18 protein-coding genes are annotated in these 16,226 nt (G+C 73.2%); 3 read left to right on the plus strand and 15 right to left on the minus strand.

From position 1 onward, the window contains the following. Window positions 1-7: 7 nt before the first annotated feature. Together ACPCK6_RS04735 and ACPCK6_RS04740 are read right to left on the minus strand one after the other, a co-directional pair. A complete protein-coding gene (locus ACPCK6_RS04735) occupies window positions 8-1,060 on the minus strand; it encodes an LCP family protein (RefSeq protein WP_423480434.1) in 1,053 nt (350 codons plus the stop codon). Next, window positions 1,060-1,542, minus strand: a complete 483-nt coding sequence (locus ACPCK6_RS04740) for a SigE family RNA polymerase sigma factor (protein WP_396881696.1) — start codon at window positions 1,540-1,542, stop codon at window positions 1,060-1,062. Before ACPCK6_RS04740 ends, ACPCK6_RS04735 begins: the two co-directional genes overlap by 1 nt. A 117-nt stretch (window positions 1,543-1,659) precedes the next feature. Between ACPCK6_RS04740 and ACPCK6_RS04745 the strand changes: the two genes are divergently transcribed. From ACPCK6_RS04745 to ACPCK6_RS04755, 3 genes are read left to right on the plus strand one after another with little or no spacing between them, the layout of a single operon-like run. Next, window positions 1,660-3,150, plus strand: coding sequence for a 3' terminal RNA ribose 2'-O-methyltransferase Hen1 (locus tag ACPCK6_RS04745; protein ID WP_423480435.1), 1,491 nt, complete (start codon window positions 1,660-1,662; stop codon window positions 3,148-3,150). Beyond that, window positions 3,147-5,663, plus strand: a complete 2,517-nt coding sequence (locus ACPCK6_RS04750; RefSeq protein ID WP_396881698.1) for a polynucleotide kinase-phosphatase — start codon at window positions 3,147-3,149, stop codon at window positions 5,661-5,663. The genes ACPCK6_RS04745 and ACPCK6_RS04750 overlap by 4 nt, the downstream gene beginning before the upstream one ends. Before the next feature lie 23 nt (window positions 5,664-5,686). Further along, window positions 5,687-6,532 (plus strand): DedA family protein, encoded by an 846-nt coding sequence (locus ACPCK6_RS04755; RefSeq protein WP_318331804.1) that lies wholly within the window; start codon window positions 5,687-5,689, stop codon window positions 6,530-6,532. Window positions 6,533-6,707: 175 nt separating this feature from the next. On the opposite strand, the gene ACPCK6_RS04760 is transcribed toward ACPCK6_RS04755, so the two are convergent. The 13 genes from ACPCK6_RS04760 to ACPCK6_RS04820 form a co-directional block, all read right to left on the minus strand. Continuing rightward, the gene (locus ACPCK6_RS04760; RefSeq protein ID WP_007454255.1) at window positions 6,708-7,085 is read right to left on the minus strand and encodes an ArsR/SmtB family transcription factor; all 378 of its coding nucleotides are present in this window, start codon (window positions 7,083-7,085) and stop codon (window positions 6,708-6,710) included. Between the two features lie 57 nt (window positions 7,086-7,142). Continuing rightward, complete coding sequence (gene pyrE, locus ACPCK6_RS04765; RefSeq protein WP_018785504.1) at window positions 7,143-7,682, minus strand: orotate phosphoribosyltransferase; 540 nt, start codon at window positions 7,680-7,682, stop codon at window positions 7,143-7,145. A gap of 154 nt (window positions 7,683-7,836) precedes the next feature. Continuing rightward, on the minus strand, window positions 7,837-8,646 hold the full coding sequence (locus tag ACPCK6_RS04770) for an SDR family NAD(P)-dependent oxidoreductase (RefSeq protein WP_396881699.1): 810 nt from the start codon (window positions 8,644-8,646) through the stop codon (window positions 7,837-7,839). Next, entirely contained in the window at window positions 8,643-9,371 is a 729-nt protein-coding gene (locus ACPCK6_RS04775; RefSeq protein ID WP_396881700.1) for a hypothetical protein, read from the minus strand. Before ACPCK6_RS04775 ends, ACPCK6_RS04770 begins: the two co-directional genes overlap by 4 nt. A gap of 72 nt (window positions 9,372-9,443) precedes the next feature. Continuing rightward, window positions 9,444-10,199 (minus strand): hypothetical protein, encoded by a 756-nt coding sequence (locus tag ACPCK6_RS04780; protein ID WP_423480436.1) that lies wholly within the window; start codon window positions 10,197-10,199, stop codon window positions 9,444-9,446. Between the two features lie 67 nt (window positions 10,200-10,266). After that, entirely contained in the window at window positions 10,267-11,265 is a 999-nt protein-coding gene (locus ACPCK6_RS04785) for a hypothetical protein (RefSeq protein ID WP_396881933.1), read from the minus strand. 67 nt (window positions 11,266-11,332) lie between these two features. Beyond that, on the minus strand, window positions 11,333-12,901 hold the full coding sequence (locus ACPCK6_RS04790; protein ID WP_396881702.1) for a polyamine aminopropyltransferase: 1,569 nt from the start codon (window positions 12,899-12,901) through the stop codon (window positions 11,333-11,335). Next, complete coding sequence (locus ACPCK6_RS04795; protein WP_423480437.1) at window positions 12,898-13,671, minus strand: hypothetical protein; 774 nt, start codon at window positions 13,669-13,671, stop codon at window positions 12,898-12,900. Before ACPCK6_RS04795 ends, ACPCK6_RS04790 begins: the two co-directional genes overlap by 4 nt. Next, a complete protein-coding gene (locus tag ACPCK6_RS04800; RefSeq protein ID WP_030269725.1) occupies window positions 13,671-14,093 on the minus strand; it encodes a DUF350 domain-containing protein in 423 nt (140 codons plus the stop codon). The genes ACPCK6_RS04795 and ACPCK6_RS04800 overlap by 1 nt, the downstream gene beginning before the upstream one ends. Window positions 14,094-14,124: 31 nt before the next feature. Next, window positions 14,125-14,550 (minus strand): DUF4247 domain-containing protein, encoded by a 426-nt coding sequence (locus tag ACPCK6_RS04805; RefSeq protein WP_135242708.1) that lies wholly within the window; start codon window positions 14,548-14,550, stop codon window positions 14,125-14,127. Then, window positions 14,547-15,041 carry a DUF2617 family protein gene (locus tag ACPCK6_RS04810; protein ID WP_396881704.1) on the minus strand — a complete coding sequence of 165 codons (495 nt, stop codon included), beginning with the start codon at window positions 15,039-15,041 and terminating at the stop codon, window positions 14,547-14,549. The genes ACPCK6_RS04805 and ACPCK6_RS04810 overlap by 4 nt, the downstream gene beginning before the upstream one ends. A 1-nt stretch (window position 15,042) precedes the next feature. Further along, the gene (locus ACPCK6_RS04815) at window positions 15,043-15,681 is read right to left on the minus strand and encodes a DUF4178 domain-containing protein (RefSeq protein ID WP_423480438.1); all 639 of its coding nucleotides are present in this window, start codon (window positions 15,679-15,681) and stop codon (window positions 15,043-15,045) included. A gap of 81 nt (window positions 15,682-15,762) precedes the next feature. Then, entirely contained in the window at window positions 15,763-16,143 is a 381-nt protein-coding gene (locus tag ACPCK6_RS04820) for a hypothetical protein (protein WP_423480439.1), read from the minus strand. Between the last annotated feature and the right edge of the window lie 83 nt (window positions 16,144-16,226).

Consider the following 16,226-nt stretch of genomic DNA (forward strand, 5'->3'; position numbering starts at 1 on the left):
GGCCCGTTCACCGCAGGGCGGTGACCTGCCCCGGGTGGGCGGCGGCCCACTGCGCCAGCCGGTCCGCCCGTAACGCGTCCAGGAATCCGGGGGCGAGTTCCGGGTCCGGCTCGTACCCGCGGCCGTTCCACTCGTCGCGTACCGGGAAGGCGAGCGCGGCCGGCTCCGCCACGGCTGCGCGACCACTCGCGGCGGTCAGCGCCGGCAGCGACAGGTCACCGGTGTCGATCGTGACGGCCGGTCCGATCCGTAGGAGCAGCCGGCCGAGCTGCGCCGGATCGGTCGCCGTGCCCTGCTCCCGCAGTTGGCGGAGCAGGCCGGCGGCGTAGCGCGCCGCGTTGCGGTCCCGGTCCAGCCCACCGTCGCGCAGGCCGTACCGCTGCCGCAGCAGGTCCACCGCCGCCGGGCCGTCGAGCCGCTGACATCCGGCCGGGAACCGCCGCTCGGTGTGCACCGAACGCACCGGCGCCGGCAGGCAGACCGGCACGCCGCCGACCGCGTCGGTCAGCTCGCGCGCCCCCGGGTACGTGAGCACCGCGCCGGCGTCGACGCGTACCCCGGTCAGCCGGGCGACCGCCTCGCGGGTCGCCCGGTAGCCGGCGGTCAGGTCGGTGCCCGACCCGGCGGCGCGGGAGAACGTCGCGTTGAGCTTCTCCGTCCCGCCCTGCGGCGGCACCGGCACCAGCAGGTCACGCGGGAACGACACGAGGTAGAGCCGGCTCCGGTCGGCCGGCAGGTGCACCAGCAGCACCGAGTCGGCGCGCCGGCTGCCGACCGGCTGGTCGACGCCGAGCAGCAGCAGGTTCAGCGCGCCGCCGGTCTCCGGCGCCGGCGTGGCGGGCGCGGGCGCCGCCGTGGGCGCCGGTGGCCGGGGCGCCATCGCGGTGAAACCGACGAGCGCGGCGGCGGCGACCGCCAGCGCCGTGCCGGCCAGGCGTACGCGCCGGCGACGCCGGCGGCGGATGATCACCGCCCGGTCGACGGCGGCCCGGACCGGGCCGACGGGCGGGGTCGACTCCTCGAGGCGGGCGAACGCGGCCCGCAGCTCGTCCTCGATCATCAGGAGACCTCCACGAGTTCGGCTCGGAGGGTGGCCAGCGCACGCGAGATGCTGGACCGGACGGTGCCCACGGCGCAGCCGAGGATCTCGGCGATCTCCGCGTCCGGCAGGTCCTCGTAGTAGCGCAGCACCAGCGCGGCGCGCTGACGCCGGGGCAACCGGGACAGCCAGGACCGGATCTGGTCCCGGTCCACCGCGGACTGGGCGTGGTCCGCCGGCGCGGGCACCGATTCGTCGGCCGCGCCGCGCAGCAGCACCCGCCGCGCCCACGATCCGCGCCGCCAGTCGATGAACTGGTTGGTGAGCATCCGGCGCACGTACCGCTCCGGGGCGTCGGTGCGGGCCACCCGCCGCCAGTTGAGCTGGACCCGGACCAGGGTGTCCTGCACCAGATCCTGCGCCTGGTGCGGGTCCCCGGTCAGCATGACCGCGTACCGCAGCAGGGCGCCCAACCGCGCGTCGGCGAACTCCTCGTACGTCACTGCACCTCCCGGTGTCCGATTGATGGACGGTTCCGGGCAGGCGGAACATTGCGGTGGCGTCGCGGCTGCCCGGAAACCCCCACGACAGAACCCAGAAACGCAAGAGATCATCGACAAGTGTTGCTGACCCTCACCACGACCCACCGCCCGGCGACCGACCTCGGCCACCTCCTGGTGAAACATCCGGACCGCGTGCAGACCTTCGACCTGCCCGCCGGTGCCGCGCATGTGTTCTACCCGGAGGCGGACGAGGCGCGCTGCACGGCGGCGTTGCTGGTCGAGGTCGATCCGCTCAAGCTGGGCGGCGGCCGCCGGAACCGCGCGCCGGAGGGCTTCGCGCTCGGGCAGTACGTCAACGACCGTCCGTACGCGGCGTCCAGCCTGCTCTCGTCGGCGCTGGCGAAGGTGTTCCGCTCCTCCCTGCGGGGTGAGTCGCGCGATCGTCCCGAGCTGGCCGCGAGCGCGATCCCGCTGACCGTACGGGTGCCGGTGCTGCGCTGCCGGGGCGGCGCCGAGCTGGCGGTACGGATCTTCGCCCCGCTGGGCTGGACCGTGACTGCCACCCCGATCCCGCTCGACGAGACGTACCCGGAGTGGGGCGAGAGCCGCTACGTCGACCTGACGCTGACCGGCACGTTGCGGCTCGCGGACGCCCTCAACCACCTGTACGTGCTGCTGCCGGTGCTCGACGACGCCAAGCACTACTGGGTGGCGCCGGACGAGGTGGACAAGTTGCTGCGCGCGGGCGCCGGCTGGCTGGCCGGGCACCCCGAGCGGGGCCTGATCACGCGCCGCTACCTGGCGCACCGCCGGGCGCTCGCGGGCGAGGCGATGGCCCGGCTGACCGAGCTACGGCTGGCTGACGAGCCGCCCGCCGACGACAGCATCGAGCCGCCGACCGGAGAGCCGGCCGAGTCGTCGGGCGGCGGGGCCGGGACGGCGGAGGACGTCCGCCGCGCCTCCCTGGCGGTACGGCGTCGGGAGGCGGTGCTCGCCGCGCTGCGGGGCAGCGGCGCGAGCCGGGTGCTGGACCTGGGCTGCGGTGGCGGCGCGCTGCTCACCGCGCTCGTCGCCGACCGGCGGTTCACCGAGGTGGTGGGCGTCGACGTGTCGGACCGGTCGCTCGGCATGGCGGCCCGGCGGCTGCGTCTGGATCGTCTTCCGGAGCGGCAGCGGGACCGGATCCGGCTGTGGCAGTCCGCGCTGACCTACCGGGACGACCGGCTCCGGGGGTACGACGCGGCGGTGCTGATGGAGGTGGTCGAGCACCTCGACCCGCCGCGCCTGCCGGCGCTGGAGGACGCGGTGTTCGGTCACGCGCGGCCGGGCACGGTGGTGGTGACCACTCCGAACGTCGAGTACAACGTGCGCTACGAGGGGCTCGCGCCGGGCCGGTTCCGGCACACGGACCACCGGTTCGAGTGGACCCGGGCCGAGTTCGCCGCCTGGGTGGACCGGGTGGCGGCGGCGCACGGCTACACGGCGGTGCTCGGGGGCGTCGGCGACGACGACCCGGAGGTGGGCACGCCGACCCAGATGGCGGTGCTCACCCGCGCCGACCGCGATGAGAACACCAGCACCGACCGGAAGGAGGCGACGAACCGATGACCGTCCTGGACATCCCCGAGCTGGCACTGGTGGCGCTCGTCGGCGTCTCCGGCTCCGGCAAGTCCACGTTCGCCCGGCGGCACTTCGCGCCCAGCCAGGTGCTCTCCTCGGACACGTTCCGCGGCCTGGTGGCCGACGACGAGAACGACCAGTCCGCATCCGCCGACGCGTTCGACGCGCTGCACCACGTCGCCGCCATCCGGCTGCGCCGAGGGCTGCTCACTGTGGTCGACGCGACCAACCTCCAGCCGCACGCCCGCGCCGGGCTGATCCGGGTGGCCCGGGAGCACGACGTGCTGCCGGTGGCGATCGTGCTGGACGTACCGGAGGCGGTGGCCTGGGAGCGTACGGAGGCGCGCGCCGACCGCACGCACGGCCGGCAGGTACTCAACCGGATGCGGCGCGACCTGCGGCAGTCGTACGGCCGGCTGGCCCGCGAAGGCTTCCGCAAGGTGCACGTGCTGCGCGGCGTGGACGAGATCGACGCCGCGGAGATCCGCTACGAGAAGCTGTTCAACGACCGGCGCGACCTGACCGGTCCGTTCGACGTGATCGGGGACGTGCACGGCTGCCGTACCGAGCTGGAGGCGCTGCTGTCCCGGCTCGGTTACGTACTGCGGCACGACGACGCGGGCCGCCCGGTGGACGCGGCGCACCCGTCGGGGCGTACCGCGGTGTTCGTCGGTGACCTGGTGGACCGCGGCCCGGACTCGCCCGGCGTGCTCCGCCTGGTGATGGGCATGGTGGCGGCCGGCCACGCGATCTGCGTGCCGGGCAACCACGAGCAGAAGCTGCTGCGCAAGCTGCGCGGCCGGGACGTCCGGCTCACCCACGGCCTGGCCGAGACGATGGAGCAGCTCGCGGCCGAGCCGCCGGAGTTCGTCGCCGGGGTGGAGACGTTCATCGACGGCCTGGTCAGCCACTACGTGCTCGACGGCGGCCGGCTCGTGGTGGCGCACGCCGGGCTGAAGGAGGCGTACCACGGGCGGGCGTCCGGCCGGGTGCGGTCGTTCGCGCTCTACGGCGAGACCACAGGCGAGACCGACGAGTACGGCCTGCCGGTGCGCTACCCGTGGGCGCGGGACTACCGGGGTTCGGCGATGGTCGTGTACGGGCACACGCCGACGCCGGAGCCGGAGTGGGTGAACAACACCATCTGCCTGGACACCGGTTGCGTGTTCGGCGGGCAGCTCACCGCGCTGCGCTACCCGGAGAAGGAGCTGGTGGCCGTCCCGGCGGTGAAGGAGTGGTACGCCCCGGCCCGCCCGCTGGTCCCGGTCACGCCGTCGCGGCCGGACACCGTACTGGACCTGGCCGACGTGACCGGACGGCGGCACCTCACCCACGCGTACGGGTCGCTGACCGTGCCGGCCGAGAACGCCGCCGCCGCACTGGAGGTGATGAGCCGGTTCGCGGTCGACCCGGGCCGGCTGGTGTGGCTGCCGCCGACCATGGCGCCCTGCTCCACGTCGGCGGTGGACGGGTTCCTGGAGCACCCGGCCGAGGCGTTCGCCGACTACCGCGCGGCGGGCGTCGACCGGGTGGTCTGCGAGGAGAAGCACATGGGCTCGCGAGCGGTGGTGCTCGTGGAGCGGGAGCCGGGCCGGTTCGGCGGCGGCGTGGTGCACACCCGTACCGGCAGGCCGTTCTTCGACCCGCCGCTCGACGGCGAGTTGCTGGCCCGGGTGCGCGCCGCGGTCACCGCCGCCGGCCTCTGGGCCGAGCTGGGCACCGACTGGCTGCTGCTCGACGCCGAGCTGCTGCCCTGGTCGGCGAAGGCGAGCGGGCTGATCCGCGAGCAGTACGCCGGCGTCGGCGCGGCCGGGCGGGCCGCGCTGCCCGCGGTGCTCGCCGCGCTGGACACCGCCGCCGGGCGCGGGATGCCGGTGGCCGGGCTGCGCGACCGGATGGCCGGGCGGGCCGCCGAGATCACCGCCTACTCGGCTGCCTACCGGGCGTACGTCCGGCCGACGGACGGTCTGCGCGGGGTGACGCTGGCACCGTTCGCGGTGCTGGCCGGGGCCGGGGTGAGCTACGCCGACCGCGACCACGGCTGGCACCTGGCGCTGGCCGACCGGCTCTGCGCCGCCGACCCGGAGTTCTTCACCCCGACCCGGCGCCGGGTGGTGGACCTGGCCGACGAGTCGGCGGTGGCCGACGCCACCGAGTGGTGGCTGGCGCTCACCGCGGCCGGCGGCGAGGGCATGGTGGTCAAGCCGTACGCGGGCCTGGCCGCCCGCTCGCCGAAGGGCTCGCTGCTCCAGCCGGGGATCAAGTGCCGCGGGCGGGAGTACCTGCGGATCATCTACGGTCCCGGGTACACCGAGGCGGCGCAGCTCGCCGCGTTGCGCCGCCGGTCGCTGGGGCGCAAGCGCGGGCTCGCCCTGCGGGAACACGGTCTCGGCCTGGCCGCCCTGGACGCGCTGGCCGAGGACGCCCCGCTCTGGCGCCGCCACGAGCTGGTGTTCGCGATCCTCGCCTGCGAGTCCGAGCCGGTGGACCCCCGCCTCTGACGAGGACGCCCGGTCCGGCCGAAATGCCGGACCGGGCCGGGGTACCCTGTGTGGCCGTGGACACAGCAGAGAAGACCCGGATGTTCTCCGAGAGCGTGGCATTGAACCCGCTCGACCCGAAGGACCTCATCCACACCTTCGGCATGATCGGCGTCTGGGTGATCCTCTTCGCCGAGACGGGGCTGCTGGTCGGCTTCTTCTTCCCCGGTGACTCGCTGCTGTTCCTGGCCGGGGTGGCCGCCTCGCCGGTGGCCGACGCCATCTTCGGCGACGGCACCCGCCTGTCCCTGGCCGGCCTGATGATCGGCGGTCCGATCTGCGCCATCGTCGGCGCCCAGCTCGGGCACTGGCTCGGCGCCCGGTACGGCCGCCGCATGTTCGAGAAGCCCAACTCCCGGCTGTTCAAGCGGGAGTACGTGGAGAAGGCGGAGTACTACTTCCAGAAGTTCGGCCCGGCGAAGGCCGTGGTGCTGGCCCGGTTCATCCCGATCGTGCGGACGTTCCTCAACCCGGTGGCCGGGGTGCTCGGCATGCCCGCCCGCCAGTTCTTCGTGTGGAACGTGGTGGGCGCGGTCCTCTGGGTGGACGGCATCCTGCTGGTCGGCTACCTGCTGGCCCGGCAGATCTACGACGCCATCGGCGACAAGATCGACAGGTACATCCTGCCGGTGGTCGCGCTGATCATCGTGATCTCGGTGCTGCCGATCTTCTTCGAGTTCCTCCGCGACCGGCGGGCACGCAAGCGCGGCGAGGCGGTCGCGGTCATCACCGCGGCGACGGTGGCCGGCACTGTGGAGGCGGCCCGGGAGGGTATCGAGGAGCACCGCCCCGGGCACGGTGACGGGCACGGCGGTCAGCACCACCGCTGAGCACGTCGTACGGACGCCGAAGGCCGGCCCTCGGACGAGGACCGGCCTTCGACATCACTGCTCCAGCCGGGTCACACGGACGACGACAGCAGTCACCGTGCGCTGATGGCGCCACCCCTCGCACGCCACCGGTAACCCGGTCGGGACGACCCTCGGTCGGGCCGGCCCGGAGGTTTCAGCGAGCCTTCTTCGTGGCCCGCTTCCGCGGCGGGGTGAGCAGATCCGCGATCGTGGCGATCGCGGACGGCACCAGCCGGTAGTACGCCCAGACCCCGCGCTTCTCCCGCTCCAGCAAGCCGGCCTCGGTGAGGATTCGCAGGTGGTGGCTGACCGTCGGCTGCGAGAGGCCGAGCGGCGCGGTGAGGTCACACACGCACGCCTCCCCCTCGGGAGCCGACTGGATCAGGCTGAGCAGCCGCAGCCGGGCGGGGTCAGCGAGGGCCTTGAGGACCCCCGCAAGCCGCTCGGCGTCGGCGCGTTCGATCGGCTCGCCGGCAAGCGGCGAGATCTGAGGCATGGTCATTTCAGCCAACGCAGTTCCCACGTATTCCATCCTTCCACCAGCAGCATCGATCCGCCTGCATATCAGCAGATCCGAATCGGCAAACTTTTACGCCACAAGGCCGAGGTCAGCCAACGTATAGGCCGCCCGATAGGGCAATCCGGCGGCTCGCACCGCGTCGCCGGCACCTCGATCAACAATAACCGCCACACCCACCACCTCGGCCCCTGCCTCACGCAATGCCTCGACGGCCGTCAACACACTTCCACCGGTGGTGGAGGTGTCCTCGACCGCGAGCACCCGTCGCCCGGAGACGTCCGGTCCCTCGATCCGGCGCTGGAGACCGTGGGCCTTGCCCTCCTTGCGGACGACGAAGGCGTCGACCGCGCGGCCGGTGCCCGCCGAGGCGTGCAGCATGGCGGCGGCCACCGGATCGGCACCCAGGGTCAGGCCGCCGACCGCGTCGTACGCCCAGTCGGCGGTGAGGTCACGCATGACCCGACCGATCAACGGGGCCGCCTCGTGATGGAGCGTGACGCGGCGCAGGTCCACGTACCAGTCCGCCTCGCGGCCCGACGAGAGCACCACCCGGCCGTGCACCACAGCAAGGTCAGTGATGAATTTGCGCAGGTCGTCGTGGTCGCCCATGGCCCCAGAGCGTACTTCGCAAGTCTGAGCGCCGTGTTTCGGGTCCGCCCTGGTCAACCCTGCGGGCGACCGACGGGTGGCGATGAGCGGCTACGCTGTGCGACCGTCCATCCCGGCCGGCCACCGAACCGGCTCGGGTGCGTACCTCCGCCGGTCAGCCGCGCTGACGACCGACCGCCCCCCGGGTGTCCCGCCGGAAGCCGCGCAGCAGCCGCTTCGGCGCGTGCCGCAGCCCGGCCACCGCCACCTTGTACTTCCAGTCCGGAACACTCACGAACTTACCTTTATGCAGGTCACGGAGCCCTTCGGCGACCACATCGTCGGCGCGCAGCCAGGCCCAGGCGGGCAGGCGCGACATGTCGATGCCCGCGCGTTCGTGATTTCCGGTTCGCGTGTAGCCGGGACAGAGCGCCATCACGCGCACACCCAGCGGCGCGACGGACTGGCCGATCGATTCACTGAAATTCGTCACCCACGCCTTGCTGGCCGAGTACGTGGATCCCGGCATGGGGACACCGAAGCCCGCAACGGAAGAGACATTAATCACTGCCCCGTGCCCTCGTTCGGTCATCGGACCCAGGGCGGCGTGGGTCAGACGCAGCACCGCGAGCACGTTGAGCCGCACCAGCCGCGCCTCGTCCGCCACCGACGACCGGACGAACGACGTGTTCAGACTGATGCCGGCGTTGTTGACGAGCAGCTCGATCGGCGTACCGGCGGTCAGCCGCTGTTCCGCAGCCGCGCAGCCGTCCTCGGTGGACAGATCGGCGGCGATCGTCTCCACGTCGCCGCCGTGCCGGCCGGTCAGCTCGGCCGCCAGCGCGTCCAGCCGGGCGGCGTCCCGGGCCACCAGGACGAGATCCCAGCCGTCCGCGGCCAGCCGGCGGGCGAACGCCTCGCCGATGCCGAGACTGGCGCCGGTGACCAGGGCACGGCGCCGGGAGGGGTCGGTGTCACCGGTCATCGGCGGTCCTCCGGAGGTGGCGGGAACCCACCCGGCGGGGGCGCGGGCGGGACGGACGGGGGCGGGTTCAGACCGGGCGGCGGTCCCCAGGGCGTCGGCCCGGGGGCGGCCGCGCCGGAGACGGTCGCGCCGTAGCCGGACAACCGCAGCGGCGCGGTACGGCGGCGCAGGAACGCGCCGGACGGCGGCAGCGTGAGCAGCACGGCGACCACCAGGTAGCCGAGGATCTGCGCCACCGACAGCGTCGCGTTCACCGGGATCCACCAGGACGGATAAGCGTCGCCGACCAGTCCCAGCAACTCGGCGGTGATCCGGTCGTCCGCGCCGAGCCGCAGCGGGGCGGCGCGCTGGCCGACCAGCACCGCCAGTCCGCAGCAACCGCAGAGCAGGCCGGTCCCGGCGACCACCCAGGTCGCCGTGCGGGCCCCCGAACGTCCGGCGAGCAGGCCGAGCGCGAGCCCGGCGAGCAGCAGCCCGGCGAGCACGCCGAGCACGGCGGCCAGCACTGTGGAGCCGCGCAGCAGGCCGGCCACCTGGTCGATGTCGCCGCCGCTCGCGCCGGTCCGCTCCGCCGCCGCGTCCCGGAACCGGTCCACCGTGCCGCCGCCGACGGCCAGGTTGACCACCGCGTACGCCACGGCACCGACCGCCATCGCCAGCAGCAGCGCCGCCGCGGCGACGACAGTGCCCGGCCGGCGGGGTGCGGCCCGTTCGGGGTACGACACGACTGATCCCTCCGGTAGGCGTCGGCTTGCAACCTACTCGGAGGGATCGTCGGCGTCGCTGCAATCCGGACGTCAACTTCCGGATGGCGGCTCCGGATCGCGGCGCTCACCCGGCTGACCGCCCGGCGCGGACGGCGGCTGACCACCGGCGGACGGCGGCTGACCACCGGGTGCCGGCGGGTACGACGGGTACGCCGGGTCTCCCGACTGGCCCGGTTGCGACGGGTACGCCGGGTAGGCGCCACCGGGCACCGGCGGCTCCCAGCCGGCCTTGGGCTTGCGGAAGAACTCGTTCGCCTGCGGCAGCGCCAGCAGAATCAGCGCGGCCAGCAGGGCGAGCAGCGCGACCAGACCCAGCAGCAGGTTGACCGGGGTGTACCAGGACGGCAGCGCGTCCTCCAGCCGGCGCTGGATCTCCTCGGAGCTGGGCACGTCGCCGGTGGTGTTGCCGCCGCCCGTCATGCCACCGCCGAGACCGGTCAGCAACCCGCCGCCGGTGCAGCAGAACAGGATGCCGCCCAGTACCCAGGTGGTGATCCGGGAGCCGTTCTTGCCCCGGTTGTTCAACAGCGCGAGGACGACGAGGCCGGCCGCGATCACCAGCGACAGGATCGCCGTGATGATGCTGAACGCGTACGCGATGTCGGCGGCCGACTCGGCCGAGGTACCCGCGTAGGCGTCGGTGAGAACATCGCGGATCTTGCCGACGACGGCCAGCGCCACGATCAGGTTCAGCACCTGGATCGCGGCGACGAGGATGAGCAGCCAACTGGAGAGCGTCACCACGCCGGGGCGCGTGCGGGGCGGGGTGCCCGAAGCATCGACCATGATTCTCCCTTCCTGGATCAGATGCCCACCGTAGCGATCTTCGACCAGCTCAGCACGCCGGAACCGCTCACCTCTCGGCGGCGCGCCGCAACCGGCGGTGCTCGGCGGTGACCACACCGAGCAGCGCGAGATCGAGAGCGACGGCGGAGACGGCACCGAACTGGTTCACCGTGAAGTTGAAGACCTGCCCGAACAGCAGGTCGACGAGCAGCGCCAGCTTGAACAGACGGAACGCCTCGGCCCGGTTGCGGCGCAGCAGCCAGGCGGCCCACAGGCCGAGCACGGCGGTGACGAGCGCGGTGGCGCTGACGCCGAGCACCGCGCCCCACTCCCGTTCCTGGTCCAGCTTCCCGGTCACGCCGTCGAGGAACACGGCCACCACCGTGAGGACCGGCTCCACCACCAGGTAGACCACCACCGGCCAGACCAGCCAGCGGCGGCCGGCCGCCCAGACGGCGAGGCGCCGGGCCCGGTCCGCCGCCCGCTGCCAGAGCGGCACCGGCGGTGGTTCCCGGCGGGGCACCGCGTCCAGGAGGTGCGCCACCGCCGTCTCGGTGGCCGGTCCGGTGCCCTGCACGAGCCGCAGCACGGCGATCCGGCGGCGGTCGGTCAGTCCGCCCGGCAGGCCGCTGAGCACCATGTCCAGCGCGTTCGCGGTGCGCTCGGCGGGGGTCAGCCGGGACCGGCCGGTGCGCCCGCGTACCGCCTGGGTGAGCAGGACCAGCAGCGCGAACGCGACGTAGATGATGGCGGCGGCGGGAGCGTAGAAGTAGTCGGTGCCGGTGGTGACGAACTTGCCCACCTCGTCGATGAACAGTCCGAACCCGATGCCGCCGATCACCGCCCCGCCGCTGCGGGCGCCGCCACCGAGGAAGACGAGCGGGATGCCCAGGCCGACGGCGAGCAGCAGGCCGCCCCAGAGCACGTGCGCGATGTGCAGCCCGCCGCCGCCGAGCTGTGGATAGTCGGTGGCCTTCAGGTACGCCCGCACGGCCAGCACGGTGACCACGCCGGAGAGCACGAACGCCTGGAGGGAGGAGGCCGCCTCGACCGCCCGGGTCGGCAGCCGGCGGACCAGCCAGCCGAACCCCGGTCGGTGTCGCGCCGACGATTCGGGTGGCATGTCCCGAAACCTAGTAGCCGCGCCACTCCTCGCGGGCGTAGTCCAGCACCCTCGGGCGCAACAGCGTGGAGGCCGGTACGTCGATCCGGGCCCGGTCGGCGGGGAACGTGCCGGCGGCGGCCAGCACCGCCGGGGTGAGGAAACGCAGCGGCGGCGGATCGTCCGGCAGCGCCAGTTCGGGCGCGACGTCACCCGGCGCGGCGAGCACGAACCCCCAGTCGCCGAAGCTCGGGACGTCGACGTGGTACGGCACGGTGGCGAAGCCCGCCTCGCGGATCGACCGCTCGATCGACCAGTACGACCGGGGCGCGAAGTAGGGCGACCCGGACTGCACGACGAGCCGCCCGCCGGGGGCCAGCACCGGCCGGATCAGCGTGTAGAACTCGATCGTGTAGAGCTTCGCGGTGGCCGTCTCGTCCGGGTCGGGCAGGTCGGCGATCACCACGTCGAAGCGGTCCGTGGCGGTACGCAGCCACGCGAACGCGTCCAGGTTGAGCACCCGTACCCGGGGGTCGGTGAGCGACTCCCGGTTCAGCACGCGCAGCTGCGGCTCGCGGCGGGCCAGCTCGACCACTGCCGGGTCGAGGTCGACGAGCGTCACCGAGCGCACGTCCGGGTACTTGAGGAGCTCCCGCGCGGCCAGCCCGTCCCCGGCGCCGAGCACCAGCACGTCGCCGTGCGCCCCGCGCATCGCCGGGTGCACGAGCGCCTCGTGGTAGCGATACTCGTCGATCGAGCTGAACTGGAGGTCGCCGTTGAGGAACAGCCGCAGGTCGGTGTCGGAGTGGCCGGGCTCGCGCACCGAACGGGTCAGCACGATCTCCTGGTAGCGGCTGCGCTCGGCGTGCACGACCGGATCGCGGTAGAGCTGCTGACGCGCGGTCACCTCGAAGTCGTGGGCGGTCACCCACGCGTACCCGAGGAGCAGGCCGACCACGACGGTGGCCGCGCCCAGCGCGGCCCGCGCCCGGCGGCCGAGTTCGGCGCGGAACACGGTGAAGACGAGCACCACACCGGCGACCGCGTTCACCGCGCCCACCACGAGCGCGCCCTTGAGCTGGCCGAAGACCGGGATCAGCAGGAACGGGAATGCCAGCCCGCCGAGCAGCGCGCCCACGTAGTCGGCGGCGAACAGGTCGGCCACCGCGCTGCCCGCGGACTGCTCCCGGATGCGTTGCAGCATCACCATCAGCAGCGGGATCTCCGCGCCGATCAGCAGGCCGAGCACGAACGCGGTGCCGACGAGCGCCGGGCCGTACAGGTCGAGCCAGGCGAACGCGGCGTAGAGGCCGAGCACCGACAGGCCGCCGAGCAGCGCCAGCGTCAGCTCGATCACCGCGAACGAGACCACCGCCCGGGACTGCAACGGCTTCGCCACCAGCGCGCCGACACCCATCGCGAACACCATCACGCCGAGCACGATCGACGCCTGGCCGACCGTGTCGCCGATCAGGTAGCTGCCGAGCGCGACCAGCGCCAGCTCGTACACCAGGCCGCAGGCCGCGCACACGAAGACCGCGAGCAGGACCGCCGAGCGGGCCAGGCGCCACCGCGGCCGTGCGGCCACGTCGGCGGTCACCGTCTGCTCCGGGTACGTCCGGCGGCTCCCGCCCCGGGGCGCTGCGCGGGCACCCGTACCCGGTGGTTGCGACGCTGGCGCACGCCCACGGCGAGGAACAGCGCGGCGAGCAGGAACAGGCCGACCGAGCTGAGGACGTAGATCCAGCGGTCCCGCCAGAAGTCGTTTCCGGCGTCCGGCAGCGGCGCTGCGGCCGTCGACGGCGCGGCGGTGGGCGTCGCGGCCGGCTCGGCGAGCCCGCGCTCGGCGGCGAGCAGCGGCAGGATCGTGGCGGCCCGGGTGACGGCCCAGCCCGGGTCGTCGACGAACGCGTCCTCGTCCAGCCCGAAGCGGCCCAGCCGGGTCTCGATCGCGGCGAGGTCGGCGAACTCGATGTCGTCCGAGCCCTTGATCCGGATCGTGGCGGAGTCCTCCGACTCGCTGCTGGACGAGGTGTACCTGACGTTCGCGGAGACCGCGATCCAGCGCGCGCAGCCGGGAGCGTCGACGACTGTGGTGCCGTCGCCGAGGTTGGAGCCGACGCTCACCTCGTCGTACACGTCGAGCAGTTCCCAGCCGTAGCAGATGCCCTGGCTGTCGGCGGCGGCCCGGAGGATCGGCACGGTGCCGGAGCGCTCGTCGGCGGCCGGCGCGGGGACGGAGGTGTCCGAGTCGCCGCTGAACGCGCCGATGGCGCAGACGACTACCACGACCCCCACGACCACGGACCAGATCACCGTCTGGGTGCGCTTGTCCTTCCCCGCCGAATGCTGTGCGGGCTTTCCGCTCATCAGATGATCGCGGCCGCGATGATCGCACCGGTGGCGAGGTGCACGGTGGCGGAGACCCACACCGCCGGGTGCGGCTCCGGATCCACGAGCAGCTCACCGAGCTTGCCCGGGGTGGCCACGTCGAGCAGCACGAACGCCGCCGCCATGATCACCAGACCGAGGATGCCGTACGCGGCGGCGCCGACCAGCCCCAGCGTGAAGTCGTCGTCGCTCGCGACGATCGCGGCGACCACGATCGTGCCCACACCGAGCAGGTTCGACGAGAGCAGCAGCGCCGCGTTGCGGTTGCGCTCGGTCCAGATCAGCTCGTGGAGCTTGCCGGGGGTGGCCAGGTCGACCAGGACGTAGCCGATCGCCATCAGGACGACGCCGACCGCGCCGTAGGCGAGGGTGACCAGCAGGTCGGTGACGAGATGCTGCACAGGAGACTCCAGGTTGAGGGGGTCGGAGGGGCTACTTGCCGGAACCGGGGCCGCCGCCCCGGACCGTGCTGCCTCGGCCCCAGCCCCAGCTGTTGCCGACGACGCTGTGGTACCGGGGGTAGGCGGTGGTCATCCGCTCCAGCAGGATCACCGAGCCGACGGCGAGCGGGAGGATCACCACCGAGTCGTCGTCGTAGCGCAGGTAGACGCCGCTGCCGTCGACGTACTGGTCGGCCGGCTTCCAGGCGTCGGTGATCTGCTTGGACACGTCGCTCGGCGCCTTGTTCGAGGTGTACGCGATCGCGTTCGAGCCGATGTCCCGCCCGGTGGCTCGGGAGAAGTTGTCCTCCACGTAGCCGCGGGGCGAGAAGTTGCCGTAGAAGATCGTGAAGGCGGCGATGAGCGCGCCGATGACGGCGACCGCCACGCCCACCACGAACCACCGTCGGTACGTCACAGCTCCTCCACCACCGTCTCGGTCAGGACCAGCTCATTCGTCTGCGGGTAGGCGTGCCAGGTGCGCCAGGCGAGCGCGCCGTCCGGCGGGCCGGGCCGCACGGAGAGCGCGGTGACCGCGTCCTCGTCGCCGGGGAAGACGCCGATCAGCGCGTACGGGTCCTCGGCCAGCTCGGCGCGCAGCGCCGCGACCCGGGTGCGCAGGCCGTCGCCCTCCGGCCGGAGCACGGTGGCGAGGAACCGGTAGCCGGCCGTCTCGTCGTGCAGCGTGCCCGGAAGGTGCGGCGGGCGGCCGGGCAGGCAGGCGACCGTCTCGGTGAGCGTGCCGAGCATCACCTGGTGGGAGGCGCCGAGCAGGCGCAGCCGCAGCCGGGGCAGGCCGGGCAGGTCGATGTCGCGTACGGCGAGCGCCGGCAGCTCCGGGCCGCCCAGGGCCAGGCTCAGATCGGCGGCGCTGGTGTCGACGTACGGCGCGTCCAGACAGACGAGCACGTCAGCGCACCGTCTCCGGGCCGCCCTGCGGGTAGATCATCACCTCAGCGCGACGCAACTCCTCGCCGAGGTTGACCTCCCAGCCGGCCTCCCCGTACGCCTCGAACGACAGCCGTGCGCCGCCGGGCGCCTGGTAGTCGTGGTAGCGCATGGTGCCGTGCGGGTCGAGGCCGGTGCCCTCGGTCGCGGTGTAGCGGGCCTGGCCCGACTCGTCCCAGTTGTAGCGGCGGCCGGCCATCTCCAGCGTCGGGGCGCCGGGCGTCACGGTGGCCCCCGGCTCGCTGGTCCAGAGCACCATCTCCAGGTCCGGGTCGGACTCGACGGACAGCCAGCGCTTCACCCCGCCCGCGTCGTCGAGCAGGTGCTCCGCCCAGCTCCAGCCGCCCTCGACCAGGTGCACCGAGCCGCGCACGGTGTACGGCACCGAGCGGATCTCGACGATGTCACCGGGCTTGAGGGCGCGCGGGTCGCCACGCAGCGCGTCGGCGTCCCGGTCCCGGAACGGGTCACCCGGCGCCGCCTTCGTCTTCGGGCCGGACGCCGACCGGGACTTCCGTACCGCGATCACGGCGATCACCACACCGGCCACCCCGACGAGGCACCCCAGCGTGGTCACCACGTACGCCAACGAACCGTTCACTACCGCCTCCCCCAACGCGCTCGGCGGGAACGGTAACAACCGCACGCACGCCTTCTGAAGTCCTGTTCGCTGAGTGTGCGCTCAGCTACCTTCGGCACCGGCGAGCCGGTCGGCGGCGTATTCGCCCAGCGTGGCGCGGCCCATGAGGCAGCCGGAGAACGTGGTGAACTCGCCGTCGTCGCCGCGCAGCCGCGCCCAGGCGTCCCGCCCGGCGGCCGGGTCGACCGTTTCCAGCAGTGTCGCCGCGTAGGCCCGCCCGGCCGGGGAGCCCTTGCGGAGCAACCTGTCGACCCGCTTGCGGGCCGCCTCCGGGTGCTCCCGCAGCCCCTGCTCCAGCGTCCGGTACGCCTCGGTCGCGGGCAGGATCTGCCCCGCCAGTCCCACCCCGCCGAAGGCGAGGGTGTCCGCGTCGTCGAGTTCCCGCGCCGCCGCGTCCAGTTCCCGTTCCCAGCTCCCGCTCATGCCCCACTATGTGCCCACCCCACCACCCCCTCCAACCACAAGGAAGGGCCCCCTATTAACGCCTCCGGTAGAGGAAGGGCCCC

Origin of the sequence: Micromonospora sp. AB353, assembly GCF_049538395.1 — a bacterium.
Taxonomy (GTDB): Bacteria; Actinomycetota; Actinomycetes; order Mycobacteriales; family Micromonosporaceae; genus Micromonospora; species Micromonospora aurantiaca.